Origin of the sequence: Nocardia sp. NBC_00416, from assembly GCF_036032445.1 — a bacterium.
Taxonomy (GTDB): domain Bacteria; phylum Actinomycetota; class Actinomycetes; order Mycobacteriales; family Mycobacteriaceae; genus Nocardia.
Map to the genome: position 1 here is coordinate 2,880,369 of NZ_CP107932.1, position 13,104 is coordinate 2,893,472.

A 13,104-nucleotide genomic window follows, 5' to 3' on the forward strand; every position below is an offset into this window, starting at 1 on the left:
GACCACGGCTCGGTGCCGGGTCGAATTGGGCGATATGGCCGATGCGGCTACCGGCTGCGTGCAGCCATCGGAATCTTCAGCCACCCAAACATCCGAAGCTGGGCCGATGACCCTGGCGGCATGATCGGCTCACCGGGATGTGCCGGGCCACAGGACTTTTCGATCCGGTTGTGGCGCTGTTCGACCACATTGCGCCGCTCGAGCTCTCAGGTCCCCGACTATCGTCCGGAGCGAATGCCTGCGCCGGGCCAGCCGACGGCGCTAGTCGGTGATTTTGGGGTGCCCTGTCCCCGCCCACTTGATCCAGAGGGTCTGCCGCTCACGGTCGACGAGATAGAAGATCCGCCCGCCCGCGGTCACCTCGAGCTGCCACTGCTCCATCTCGACGCCTTTATGCGCCCCGGCGGCCAGACGACCCTTCAAACGATGATTCCGAGCTGTCGGCGCAGGAGTGTCGGGCCGGGACCGGAGCAGTTCCCAGGCGTCGAGTGTGTTCGCGGGCGCCTGTTGACACAGGTCCTCCCAGCCGGTGCACGCCTGACCGGTCGCATACCTCAGCTCCCATCGACCGGCAACCGCAGGAGGCGCCACCCGTTCTCCGCGTTTGGGGCTCATGAGGCATCCGGGTGAGGAACCGTCCCCAGGTCAGCGTCGGTTTCGGTGCTAAGGATCTCCGCCAAGACCGGATCGGCCAATACCTCGGCGGTATGCCGCCAGCTATCGATCACCTGGACCACCGGCGCGGGGTTGTCCAGCGATTCTGCCGCGCGCATGGTCGACACCAACTCGAGAACGAACTCTTGGACTTCTTCGCGCGATAAGAAAGCAACCCAGGGAAATACGTCGGGTAGTACATCGGTGACCAGCTCTCGCACCTTCGGATCACGCTGCATCAAGGCGATGAACATGCGGGTCGTCACCGACGCGGCTTTGTGCTCGAGCTCGGCCCTGGCCGCGGTGGTCAGCAGAAGATCCTCGGCATCACGTCGCCGCACCAACAGAGACTGGCCAGGAGACTTGCGCAACCGTTCCACAGTTGCCTTCCCGTGCAACTGCAGGTCAGAGAACGACACCTCATGAACAGTCATACTTTAAAAGTACTTTAAAAGTATGACAATGTCGACCACGGAGGATGCGGCCTTTCCCATCCGCTTTTGAAGGTTTTCACTCGTATAACGAGGAAAACCCGGCCATACCTTCAACCGAGTGTTCAAAGTTACGATCAGAGAGCGTGAACATTCAGCGAAAGCCCGCCACCCCGCGCGAACCGCGCACACCGGACTTCGCCTTGACCTCGAACGAGCTCAGGGCAGTGACCGCTTTCGCCGTCGCCGCGGCCGAACAGGTGCTCCCGGTCTTCCAGGCGCAGCACCCCGACGACGACAGGCCCAGCGAAGCACTCGCCGCCGCCCTCGCGTTCGCGCGGGGAGGCCGCCGCTCCCGAGCCCAACGGGTAGCAGCGCCGGCGGCCCACCGTGCCGCGAAAGAAGCGGCGTCGCCGGTCGCGTTCCATGCCGCGATGGCCGCGGGCGATGCCGCGGCGTCGGCGTACCTGCATCCGCTGGCGGATGCCGTCCAGGTCAACCACATTCTGCGCGCGGCCGCACACACGATCCGGGTGTTCGAATTGTGCCCCGCCGGCGAGGAACAGGACGCGGGCGACCCTGTCGAGCGCATCATCGACCTCGCGACACCGCTGTTGATCGACGTCCTCCGCCGCTACCCGAGGATCGACGCCGGAACGAACCGGGTCGGCCGGCTGGTGCACGAGCTCGACGACCGTCTGCGGGACCAGTCGCGGGCTCCGCGCGCATCACACGACCGAGCGGCGGAGCAGCGATGATTCTGCCGAAAATCCGAGACCCCCGGATGGTGACGATCCGTCGGGGTGGCTCGCTGACCGACGCCGATCATCAGTTGCTCGCGCTGTGGGCCGCCGCGTGCGCCGAGCATGTTCTGGACTTCTTCGAGCGGGAGCTGCCCGAGGATCCACGGCCTCGCAACGCCGTCGCGGCGGCGCGAGCGTGGGCGCGGGGCGATATGCCGATGATGCGGGCCCGCGCGGCCGGTGGTCACGCGATGGGCGCGGCCAGGCCGCTCGTCGGCGCGGCCCGGTTCGCCGCCTACGCCGCCGGACAGGCCGCCTGCGTCGGTCATGTCGCCGAACACGATCTCGGCGCCGCCGCCTACGCGATCAAGGCCGCCCGCAGCGCGCACCCCGATGATTCTCGGGCGGGGCGGATCGAGCGCGACTGGCAGCGCGCGCAGCTCCCCGACCCGATCCGCGCTCTTGTCCTCGAAGACCAGCTCCGGCGCGACGGCATCTGCTGGTCGGTCTTCTCCGACTGACCCCTACCGACGAGAGCTCGCTGTAGCCCGGCGATCGCGACCGCAGGATTTCCGTCACCGATCCACACCCGGCCGTCCCTTCCACCGTCGACGCCCTCACTATGTGGCGTCGAGGCGTCGTTCAGTCGGTGCCGGTGTCGTAGGTCGCGCGGTTGGCGATCACGTCGTCCATATGGGTCTCGGCCCAGGTTTTCAGCCCGCGCATCATGCGATGCAGCGAGATGCCCAGGTCGGTCAGCTCGTACGTCACTGTGACGGGCACGGTGGGCACCACGGCGCGGCTGACCAGTCCGTCTCGTTCCAGCGATCGCAGCGTCTGGGTGAGCATCTTCTGGCTGACACCCGCCAGCATCCGGGACAGTTCCGAGTAGCGCATCGGCCGCGGCTCGCCGGCACCTGGACATTGGGCGACCTGTCCGTGTCCCGGTTCGGTTACGGCGCCATGCAACTCGCCGGTCCCGGGGTCATGGGTCCGCCAGCTGATCGCGACGCCGAGGCGCGCGCGATCGCGCCGATCGTCTGCGTGCAGAACATGTACAACCTCGGCTACCGCCAGGACGACGAGCTGATCGACGAGCTCGCCGAACAGGGCATCGCCTACGTGCCCTTCTTCCCACTCGGCGGCTTCAGCCCGCTCCAGTCCGCAGCGCTTTCCGCCGTGGCCGCCCGGCTCGACGCGACGTCGATGTCGGTCGCCCTGGCCTGGTTGCTACAGCGGTCGCCGAATATCCTGCTCATTCCCGGAACCTCGTCGGCTGCCCATCTGCGCGAGAATGTCGCCGGCGCCGGACTCCGGCTCTCCCCCGAAGACATCGCCGAACTCGACAAGATCGACCAACGGTGAGGTAGCTACCCGATGGCCGGGCGGCGGAATTCAGTAGCGCTCGGGCACAAGGTCATTCACCGGGATCGGGCCTTACCCGGGCGAAGTGCGTCCATGATGAGGTCCAGCAGCCGACCGGTCTGGTCCGGGCCACCGCCGACGGCCGTCGACAAGAATACTCCGAAAAGCATGGCGATGACATCGCCGGCGGCGACGTCATCGCGCAGCGAACCCGATCGCGCTCCGGCCGCGAGGAGGGTCGCGACCGTGGCGGTGAGGCGCTCCCGCGTGGTCGGCGTGGCGATGGTTCCCGAGGCCCAGCCGGCACGGAGGGTGTCGAGCATGCCGCGTTTGGTGGCGACGAATTCCGCGTAGCGGTCCATCCAGGCGCGTAACGCGGCGTCGGGCGGCTGTGCGGCGAGCAGGTCGACGGCGCTGGTGGCGACATCGTCGAGTTCGGCGGCGTAGACGGCCTCCACGAGCGCTTCGCGGGTGGGGAAGTGCCGATAGAGGGTGCCGATGCCGACGCCCGCCGCGCGGGCGACGGCCTCGAGCGCGACGGTGCCGTCGGCGGCGGCGAACTCCGCGCGCGCGACATCCAGCAGTTTCTCGCGATTACGGCGCGCGTCGGCGCGGGCCGGACGGCCGTGGCCGGGCGCGCCCGCGGACAGCGACTCGGACTTTCCCAAAGCGGAGGCACCTCCGTTAGTGCTATGGTCGGATTAACGGAGGATCCTCCGTTTCCTCTATCTTCGCACGAGAACGGGATCTCATGACAACCACCGAGTCCACCACCGCCACCGGCGCTCGCCGCGCCGGCGGACCCGGACCGCTCGCCGGGCGCACCGTATCCCGCGTCGGCTTCGGGGCCATGCAGCTCGAACGTCTCCGGGACGACCGCGATACCGCCGTCGGCATTGTGCGCCGCGCGATCGCGCTCGGCATCGACCACATCGACACCGCCCAGTTCTACGGGAACGGATTCGCCAACGAGGTGATCCGCGAGGCCGTCCGGCCCGCGGACGGCGTCCTCGTCGTCAGCAAGGTCGGCGCCACTCCCGACCCCGGCGGCCCCTACCCGATGCGGCTCGCGCAACGGCCCGAGGAGCTGCGGGCCGCCGTCGACGACAACCTCGCAAGCCTCGGCCTCGACCAGATCCCCCTGGTCAATCTGCGCCGGGCCGCCACCGGCCCCGGGCTGCGCGCTGTGGGTGAGCAAGCGGTCGATATCGACGACCAGCTCGCCGTCATGACCGCCCTGCGCGACGAGGGCAAGATCGGCGCGATCGGGATCAGCAACGTCGGAATCGAGGAACTGAACCGGGCACTGCCGGCGAGCCCGGCGTGCGTGCAGAACGCCTACAGCCTCGTATCCCGCACCGACGAGGACCTGCTCGAGCTCTGCCTGGCCGAGAACATCGCCTGGGTGCCGTACTTCCCGCTCGGCAGCTCCTTCCCGGGGATGCCGAAGGTGACCGAGGAACCGGCCGTCCGGGCCGCCGCCCGAGCGCTGGGTCACACGCCCGCACAGATCGGGCTGGCGTGGCTGCTGCACCACGCCCCGAACACAATGCTCATCCCGGGCACCGCCGATGCCGGACACCTCGCGGCGAACGTCGCCGCGGGTGCGGTCGCCCTCGATACGGCGACGCTTGCCGCGCTGGACGCCGTCCCGTCGCGCTCGGGAGACATCATCGGCTGAACGGGAACCGGGGACTCGGCCGCCAGGGACAACCTCCTCCGATCACGTTTCAGCGCCGCGTAATTCGGATGCGACACTCGGGTCCCGAAAGCGTGGACCGAGGGTGCGAGCGGTACCGCGACCCGAGCCGGCGAGCGCAGGTACTTCAGCGCCCATTCCTCGAAGCTGGTGAGCGGAATGCCGAAGTCGCGCGGACACTCCGGGCGGCGGGGCCGACCAGCCGCGTTCAGCCATTCGAGCCTGGCGCCCATAGCCGGCGGAATACGCTGATCGTGGGCATCGCCCTGGCCCCGGAACACTGCCCCGACCCCGGCGCACGGGCCGACGAGCTGTTTCAGTTGACCGTGGCGGGACTGAACCCGCAGAGCTGACCGCAAATACCGGGCCGGCCTCTACTGGCGCCGGCGGAAACCGGCAGCGCGCCTTCAGCTGTCGCTATTGCGATTCGCTACCCCACCGAGGCGCCCGCGAGAAAATCGACGAGCGAGAACGGTGCGCGGTCGCCGAGGCACAGTTCGAGGATCGAATGCGCATCCGCCGCTTCCGATTCACTGCGCGGGAACAGCGCCGCTTCGTAGGCGGTGAGCGCCGCTTCGATGGCGCCGGGGTGCGCGGCGATCGCCTTCCCGAGCTCGGCGCCGTCGAACATCGCCAGGTTCGCGCCTTCGCCGGATGGCGCCATCAGATGCGCGGCGTCACCGAGGAGCGTCACGCCGGGTACCCGGTCCCAGCGGTGACTGTCGGGTAGTGCGTGGATCAGGCGCGGCACCGGGGCGGTTTCGCCGTCGGTGATCAGCGCGGTGAGTTCCGGTGCCCACCCGTCGAATTCGGCCGCGACCCGAGCGGCCGCGGCGGCCGCGTCGGTGAAATCGATACGGCCGACCCACTCTGCCGAGCGGTTGAGCTCGACGTAGGTGTGCAGGACGTCCCCCGCTTCGCGGTGCGCGACGATTCCCTTTCCCGGGGCGAGGGCGAACATCGTGCCGCCGCCGACCGCGTCGGCCGCCGCACGGTGCCGCTCACCGACGTCGTACAGGTAGGTTTCGACGAACGTCGTGCCGACGTATTCGGGTGTCGCGTCCGACAGCAGCGGGCGGACCTTCGACCAGGCGCCGTCCGCGCCCACGAGCAGTTCGGTGCGCACGGTCGATCCGTCCGCGAACGCCAGCTCGTGCCGGCCGCCGCCGAGGGACGCGACGCCGGTGAGCTTCTTCCCCCACTGGACAGTCTCGGCCGGCAGGGATTCGAGGAGGATCCGCCGCAGCTCGCCGCGAAGCACCTCCGGGCGGGCGCCGGTGCCGTCGTCGGGCTCGTCGAGCAGCACCTTTCCGTTCCGGTCGAGCGCTCTTGTCGCTGCCCCGCCTTCGTGGATCAGACCGAGGAATTCGTCGAACAGTCCGGCCGCCCGCAGCGCGAGCTGTCCGTTGTGTTCGTGGATATCGAGCTGTCCGCCCTGTCCGCGGGCCGCCGCCGAGGACTCCGCCTCGTAGATCGTTGCGGGAATGCCGTGGACGTGGAGGACGCGCGCGAGAGTGAGGCCGCCGAGGCCCGCGCCGACGATCGTTACCGGTGTCGTCATCGTGCTCTCCTTTCGAGTCGAATTTGGAACGCTGTTCCAACACCATCTTGGAACGTTGTTCCAAATCTGTCAAGATAGTGCGCATGGCGACCAAGAGACAGCGCAGCGAGCGGCGCACCGACGCGCTCTCCAAGGAGCGGATCGTCGAAGCCGCGATCGATATCCTCGACGCCGACGGCGAGACCGCACTGACCTTTCGCGCACTCGCCACCCGCCTGGCGACCGGGAGCGGGGCGATCTACCACCACGTCGCCAATAAAGACGAGCTGCTCGCGGCGGCGGCCGACGACGTCATCGCCCGGGCCACCACCGAGATGATCGCGGGGGCGCAGCCGCGGGAGGCGATCCGCGCCCTCGCCTCCGGCGTATTCGATGCGATCGACGCTCATCCCTGGGTGGGCACCCAGCTCTCCCGTGAACCCTGGCAGTCCGCGATCGCGCGGATCTTCGAAAGCATCGGCGGACAACTCCGGGCGCTCGGCGTTCCCGAACGAGCGCAGTTCGACTCCGCGTCCGCGCTGGTGAGCTATATCCTCGGACTCGCTGCCCAGTACGCCGCGGGCGCTCGGCTGCTCACTCCGGAGACCGATCGATCGGCCTTCCTCGCGACCATCACCGCACGGTGGATGCAGCACGACCCGGCGAAATATCCGTTCGTGCGCCAGGTGGCGACGCAGCTGCGCGACCACGACGACCGCGAGCAGTTCCGCGCCGGCATCGACCTCATCCTCGCCGGCATCGCCACCGTCCGCTAGCCCTTCCCGCGCCGCGCGCCGGTTTTTCTCGCCGCACTCCGTGTCAGCCGGTGCGTGTGCCGCGCGAACAACTCGCACCGAATATCTCGCGGACCAGCACGATCCGTTCGACCATCGAATACTGCCCGGCGGAGAGCCATTCCGCGAGTCCCGGCATACCGTCGGACCCCAGCACTGCGCGCAGGGCGGGCACTTCGTGGCGGCAATGCTCGGTCAGCAGCGACAGCAACCTGCTCGAGCCGGAAGGGAAGATCGGGGCCAGCGCGGCGACGAATCGCCACACGAACTCCTCGTGCGCACCGGCGAGCAGCGGGTGGTCTCCGGCGAATGCTCGCCAGTCGACGTCGTTGGCGATGTTCACCAGCAATTCCAGAGGCGTGTCGTAGGCAGCGAGTACCGGTACACCGCAGGACCGCAGGACCGTGTCGAGCAGGTCGCCGGGCAGCCGGCAATGTTCTGCCAGCAGCACGGCGTCGTAGAGGTCTTTGCCCGACGGGCCGGGCCCATGAGCGCTGCCCTCGTTCGATTCGGCGGCGAGACCGGCGTCGGCGGCGAGCCAGGCGATCTTCCACGCGAGCGAGAGTCGTTTACTCGCGGTCTGTAGCACTATCGACCGGCCCGGCGGACCCGAGCACGGGATCGTCGTCGGCTCGGGCGGGTCGTCCAGTGGCTCGTCGAAGGCGAAATCGATTTGTACGGTGCCCACTTGTCCACGCCCGTACCAGGACAACACCAGCCGCTGGCCGGGCATACCGTGGTACCGGTAGTCGTCGCCGATCTCGTCGCGCCAGCACGGTTTCCGATCGATCGAGACGGTGCTGCCCGGTCGGCGTGACAATGCCACGGCATCGGCCACGAGATCGTCGAACATCTCGTCCACCGACGGCTCGTTGAGCCGCCACATCTGGTGAAGTACTACGAAGTCCAGGTCGCCGGGCTCGCGCGCCCACACCCCGAACCACGCCTTGACCGGCACACTGCCGCGCAGGACCAGACGCGACGACCACGGCGACTGCGCGATTGCGGCGAGCACATGATCGATCGCCTCCCGCCGCGCGGCCCGCCAGCGTCCGCCGTCTTCGGGCTCAGCGAACCAACCGGGCACAGGAGCGGTCACGACGCCACCGACGACTCGACGATCCAGCCCGCGTCGGCCGATTCGTTCGTGTCGTACACCACGAATTCCCGCTCGACGGAAAGAATCCGATAGTCCGCCAGCGCCGCCAGCAGATCCGCCAGCCGGGCCTCGGCGGTCCGGTCGCCGACGGCCCGGCATCGCTGGGTCACGAACCGCTCCGTCCGGCCGTCCGCCCGGACCCGCCGCGCGTTGGCGGATACGTGCGCCCGGTGCTCGGTGACCGCCGCGGCCACCTCCCGTGGCCCTTCTCCACTGGGCAGCAGCAGCTTGATGTGGTGTTCGAAGTAATACCGCGACCCCATGGCCAGGGCCGCCTCGTCGGTGCCCGGCACGCCCTCGGACCAGGGCGTGGCCTCGAGCTTGACCCGCGTCACCTCGAACCCGGCGTCCGACAGCTCCGCAACCACCGTGTCGACCCGGTCACGGACCGCCACCGCCGTTCCGGATCGCCGCACCGTCACCATCGGCTGATCAGGCATCCGTCCCCGCATCAAGACGATGTGAGTGAACTTCAGGTCGCGCTGCGCCGCGTACCGCTCCAACGCATCGACTGTCCCGGCATCACTCACTCGAATGGTGATATGCGCCTCGAAATCGCCTCGTACGGCTGCCAAATCCTCATCGGTCACACCTTGATCGAAGCAGAGAGGACCGACACCCGCCGATTCCGCTGACACGCGGTGAACGTGCGCGGCGCTACCGGCCACTGATTCGACCAGTTCGGATGCGTCGACCGACGACGATTCGATGCGGTCCGGCGGGAGTCGGGACATCGCCGGGTGTGGCCGGGGTTCCGAAGCGCACCGACAACTCAGCGAGGCGGTTGGTCACTACCTCCTGCCCGAGCGACGGCATTGCCGTCCGGCCGCGCCCGCGCGACAGCGGTCGATCGCGGCGGCCATGTGCATGTACTGCTGGAGGAGGCTCTTGCCGATCTCGTAGGCAGGCCGGCCGACGCATCACGGCTGCGCAGTGAGGGATTCCGGGCTTGTCGTGCCGCTCCCCCGTCCCCCTTCTAGGTTATACACGATTCGGAGCCCTCATGAGACTCCGATTTGTGGTCCATAATCGCCCACGGACGCAGGAAACCACAGGTGAGGAGCAGGGAATGGGTTACGTGCTGAGCTTCCGAGAGATCGACCGGACGCAGCTCGCGGTCGTCGGCGGCAAGGGCGCGAACCTCGGGGAGCTGTCGCGAATCGAGAACGTTCGGGTGCCGGACGGCTTCTGTGTGACGACGGCCGCCTTCCAGCGGATCGTGGCCGCGGTGCCGTCGATCGACGAGCGGCTCGAGCAGTTGTCGCGCCTCCAGCCCGAGGACCGGGAGTCGATCCGCATGCTGAGCGCGCAGATCCGCCGGGCGATCGAGGAATGCGTCGTTCCCGACGAGGTGGCCGCAGCGATCGACGACTCGCTCACCGGTCTCGGGGCCTCCGACGCCTATGCCGTCCGATCCAGTGCCACGGCCGAGGATCTGCCGACGGCATCGTTCGCCGGTCAACAGGACACGTACTTGAACGTCGCGGGTCCGGCGGTCCTCCAGCACGTGAGCCGGTGCTGGGGCTCGCTGTTCACCGAGCGTGCAGTCACCTACCGGCTGCGTAACGGCTTCGACCACCGGAAGGTGCAGATGGCGGTGGTCGTGCAGCGGATGGTGTTTCCGGAGGCGGCCGGGATCCTGTTCACCGCCGACCCGATCACGTCCAACCGGAAGATCGTCTCGGTGGACGCCGGCTTCGGTCTCGGCGAGGCGCTGGTCTCCGGCCTGGTGAACGCCGACGTCTACAAGGTGCGCGACGGCGAAGTCACCGACAAGTCGGTCGCCACCAAACGGGTCGCCGTGCTGGCCGCACCGGCGGGCGGCACGCATGTCCAGGAGATCGAGCCCGGGCGGCAGGATCAGCCCGTGCTGACCGACGCCCAGATCCTGCGCCTCGCGGAACTGGGCCGGAGCGTGGAGGCGCATTTCGGCAACCCGCAGGACATCGAATGGTGCCTGGTCGACGACGAGTTCCGCATCGTGCAGAGCCGGCCGATCACCACCCTGTTCCCCATCCCGGAGGCGGCCGACGACACGAACCGGGTGTACGTCTCGGTCGGCCATCAGCAGATGATGACCGACCCCATGAAGCCGCTGGGAATCTCGGTATGGCAGTTGACGAGCCGGGCGCCCATGCGGCACGCGGGCGGCCGGCTGTACATCGATGTCACCGAGCGTTTGTCCACACCGGCGGGCCGCGCGGCCGTGGTCGACGCCCTCGGCAAATCCGATCCGCTCATCGGGGACGCGCTGCGGACCGTCGTCGAACGCGACGACTTCGTCCCCTTGTCTCCGGACGAGGACCCCGGCAGCCCCTCGGCCGGTGGCGCGCCCGCCCCGCTCGAAACCGACCCGGCCGTCGTCGCCGAGCTGATCGCGGACGCCGAGGCCTCACTCGGCGCGTTGCAGCGCGATATCGGGACCCGATCCGGATCGGCGCTGCTCGACTTCATCCTCGCCGATATCCAGCAGGAGCTGCGGCGCGTCCTGTTCGCTGCGCGGGGTCTCCAGGTGATCAACGCGGGCATGGAGGCGACCTGGTGGCTCAACGACCGGCTCCAGGAATGGCTGGGCGAGAAGAACGTAGCCGACACTCTCACGCAGTCGGTCCCGGACAACGTCACCTCGGAGATGGGCTTGGCGCTGCTGGACGTCGCCGACGTGATGCGGCCGCACCCGGATGTGGTGGACTTTCTACAGCATGTCGCGGACGGGGGTGCCGACGACGAGACCTTTCTCGACGAGCTGGCGAAGCGGCGGGGCGGCCGCGCAGCACGAGCGGCCGTCGAGGCCTACCTCGACAAGTACGGCATGCGCTGTGCCGGCGAGATCGACATCACGAGACCGCGCTGGAGCGAACACCCCACCACGCTCGTGCCGGTGATCGTCGGCAATATCAAGAACTTCGAACCGGGCGCCGCCGAACGCCATTTCGAGGACGGTCGGTGCGAGGCGCAGAAGAAAGAAGAGGAGGTGCTGGAACGCCTCCGTACCTTGCCGGACGGGGAACGGAAGGCCGACGAGACCAAGCGGATGATCGACCGCGTCCGCACCTTCTCGGGCTACCGGGAGTATCCGAAGTACGGCATGGTCAGCCGCTACTTCGTATACAAGAAAGCCCTGTTGAGCGAGGCCGAGCGTCTCGTGCGAGACCAGGTGCTCGACCACCGGGAAGACATCTTCTACCTGACGTTCGACGAACTCCGGGCGGTCGTACTCACGCACCGAGCGTCCGACCAGCTCATTCGTGACAGAAAGGATGCGTTCCGCTCGTATCGTGCGCTCACGCCGCCCCGGGTGCTCACCTCGGACGGCGAGGCCGTCGCCGGCTCCTATCGGCGCACGGATGTACCGGCCGCGGCATTGACCGGAATGCCGGTGTCCGCGGGGACGATCGAAGGGCGAGCCCGCGTCGTCACCGACATCGCACAGGCCGACCTCGAGCCCGGCGACATCCTCGTCACCGCCTACACCGATCCGAGCTGGACGCCCCTCTTCGTCGCGATCAAGGGCCTGGTGACGGAGGTGGGCGGAACGATGACCCACGGCGCGGTGATCGCCCGGGAGTACGGCTTACCGGCTGTTGTGGGCGTGGAGAATGCCACCCGGCTGATCCACGACGGGCAGCGGATCCGCGTGAACGGCACGGACGGGTACGTCGAGATCCTGTCCGAGCACGCCGAATGAGACTCGGATAGAACGGCTTCCGGGCCGCCGGATGACGCGGGCGGCGCACCCGGGTCGGCCACGCGTCACCGGGGCGCGGTGGCGGACCAGTGACGCGTAGACAGTGGTGGTCCAGGCGACGTCGATCCCCTCTCGACAACATCGCGGGCGATCCCAGCCGCACCGATCAGGCGTGCTAGTGGAAAGCGGACCCGCCGAACGCCGTCGACGCCTCCGGACGGCTAGTCCCACCAGAAATACCAGGTGTCACTGCCTATCAAACTCTTCGCGTAAGCGTCGAACGAGTCGTGATCGACATTGTCCGGGCAGAAGGACAGGTGTTCGGCCGCTACCTGCTGGGCGTGCTCAGGGGTTTCGGGCGGGGCGGCAACCGAAAGGTGGAGGGTGTCGAAGCCGACCATGACCACACGCACGCCGAATCGTCGTTCCCACGAACGGACGACGACAGCGATCTCCTCGGTGAAGTTGGTGTGATTCAACGGCCCTTCCCATCCGCACAGGGCCAGTGCGTCCGCGCCCGACTCGGCCGGGACCAGTCCGATCAGCCGCGCCGAGTCGGCGGCGAGCCGGTATGCCAGTTCCGCGGCCGCCGAGTCGGGGTCGACATCCGAGACTCCCCGAGCGGCCGGACCCGGCCACTCGTGCGGGACCCCGGGATAGGGAAATTCGTCGTCGCCGACGGCGGCCGGCCACATTTCGCGCAGCACCTCGGCCGGATCGAGGGCATTGATCGCGTCCACCGGCACGAAGTCGAGTTCGGCGCTGTGCCAGGGCCGCGGGCCGATCTCCGGGTCGGTCTCCGCGACGGACTCCAAGGTATCGAGCAACAGTGGATACAACCCGGTCGCGGCCCGGCGGCCGTAGAGCCGCCCCCAGAGCTGATCGGCCCGGGACTGCGGGTGATCGGACACCCACAGCACCTCCCGCTCGTCGTCGAGGGAGTCGCGGACTGTCGCCCGGATCAACCGTCCGGGTGGCAGATCACCGGGCAACGCGGGAAAGACAAACGACTCCGTCATGGTCGAATTCTA

12 protein-coding genes and 1 pseudogene are annotated in these 13,104 nt (G+C 68.2%); 6 read left to right on the plus strand and 7 right to left on the minus strand.

Going from position 1 to position 13,104, the window contains the following annotated elements:
• Positions 1-611: 611 nt before the first annotated feature.
• The gene (locus OG804_RS11850) at positions 612-1,088 is read right to left on the minus strand and encodes a hypothetical protein (RefSeq protein WP_328396839.1); all 477 of its coding nucleotides are present in this window, start codon (positions 1,086-1,088) and stop codon (positions 612-614) included.
• 143 nt (positions 1,089-1,231) lie between these two features.
• Between OG804_RS11850 and OG804_RS11855 the strand changes: the two genes are divergently transcribed.
• Entirely contained in the window at positions 1,232-1,843 is a 612-nt protein-coding gene (locus tag OG804_RS11855; RefSeq protein WP_328396841.1) for a putative immunity protein, read from the plus strand.
• Positions 1,840-2,349 carry a putative immunity protein gene (locus OG804_RS11860; RefSeq protein ID WP_328396843.1) on the plus strand — a complete coding sequence of 170 codons (510 nt, stop codon included), beginning with the start codon at positions 1,840-1,842 and terminating at the stop codon, positions 2,347-2,349. The genes OG804_RS11855 and OG804_RS11860 overlap by 4 nt, the downstream gene beginning before the upstream one ends.
• A 121-nt stretch (positions 2,350-2,470) precedes the next feature.
• On the opposite strand, the pseudogene OG804_RS11865 reads toward OG804_RS11860, so the two are convergent.
• Positions 2,471-2,740, minus strand: a pseudogene (locus tag OG804_RS11865) (winged helix-turn-helix transcriptional regulator); the annotation flags it as partial.
• Positions 2,741-2,791: 51 nt separating this feature from the next.
• Here OG804_RS11865 and OG804_RS11870 point away from each other — a divergent pair.
• Complete coding sequence (locus OG804_RS11870) at positions 2,792-3,193, plus strand: aldo/keto reductase (RefSeq protein ID WP_328396845.1); 402 nt, start codon at positions 2,792-2,794, stop codon at positions 3,191-3,193.
• Positions 3,194-3,249: 56 nt separating this feature from the next.
• Here the strand turns inward: OG804_RS11870 and OG804_RS11875 are convergent, their stop codons facing one another.
• Positions 3,250-3,861: a TetR/AcrR family transcriptional regulator gene (locus OG804_RS11875; protein ID WP_328396847.1), complete on the minus strand. Its 612-nt coding sequence runs from the start codon at positions 3,859-3,861 to the stop codon at positions 3,250-3,252.
• Between the two features lie 83 nt (positions 3,862-3,944).
• Here OG804_RS11875 and OG804_RS11880 point away from each other — a divergent pair, with 83 nt between their 5' ends.
• On the plus strand, positions 3,945-4,874 hold the full coding sequence (locus OG804_RS11880; protein WP_328396849.1) for an aldo/keto reductase: 930 nt from the start codon (positions 3,945-3,947) through the stop codon (positions 4,872-4,874).
• Between the two features lie 448 nt (positions 4,875-5,322).
• Here OG804_RS11880 and OG804_RS11885 read toward each other — a convergent pair whose 3' ends face one another.
• On the minus strand, positions 5,323-6,453 hold the full coding sequence (locus OG804_RS11885) for an FAD-dependent oxidoreductase (RefSeq protein ID WP_328396851.1): 1,131 nt from the start codon (positions 6,451-6,453) through the stop codon (positions 5,323-5,325).
• 83 nt (positions 6,454-6,536) lie between these two features.
• Here OG804_RS11885 and OG804_RS11890 point away from each other — a divergent pair, with 83 nt between their 5' ends.
• Positions 6,537-7,208, plus strand: a complete 672-nt coding sequence (locus OG804_RS11890) for a TetR/AcrR family transcriptional regulator (RefSeq protein WP_328396853.1) — start codon at positions 6,537-6,539, stop codon at positions 7,206-7,208.
• Between the two features lie 43 nt (positions 7,209-7,251).
• On the opposite strand, the gene OG804_RS11895 is transcribed toward OG804_RS11890, so the two are convergent.
• Together OG804_RS11895 and OG804_RS11900 are read right to left on the minus strand one after the other, a co-directional pair.
• Positions 7,252-8,325, minus strand: a complete 1,074-nt coding sequence (locus OG804_RS11895; RefSeq protein ID WP_328396855.1) for a nucleotidyl transferase AbiEii/AbiGii toxin family protein — start codon at positions 8,323-8,325, stop codon at positions 7,252-7,254.
• Complete coding sequence (locus OG804_RS11900; RefSeq protein WP_328396857.1) at positions 8,322-8,975, minus strand: hypothetical protein; 654 nt, start codon at positions 8,973-8,975, stop codon at positions 8,322-8,324. The genes OG804_RS11895 and OG804_RS11900 overlap by 4 nt, the downstream gene beginning before the upstream one ends.
• Positions 8,976-9,454: 479 nt before the next feature.
• Here OG804_RS11900 and rph point away from each other — a divergent pair, with 479 nt between their 5' ends.
• Positions 9,455-12,073 (plus strand): rifamycin-inactivating phosphotransferase, encoded by a 2,619-nt coding sequence (gene rph / locus OG804_RS11905; protein ID WP_328396859.1) that lies wholly within the window; start codon positions 9,455-9,457, stop codon positions 12,071-12,073.
• A gap of 221 nt (positions 12,074-12,294) precedes the next feature.
• Here the strand turns inward: rph and OG804_RS11910 are convergent, their stop codons facing one another.
• Positions 12,295-13,092 (minus strand): DUF4253 domain-containing protein, encoded by a 798-nt coding sequence (locus OG804_RS11910; RefSeq protein WP_328396861.1) that lies wholly within the window; start codon positions 13,090-13,092, stop codon positions 12,295-12,297.
• Between the last annotated feature and the right edge of the window lie 12 nt (positions 13,093-13,104).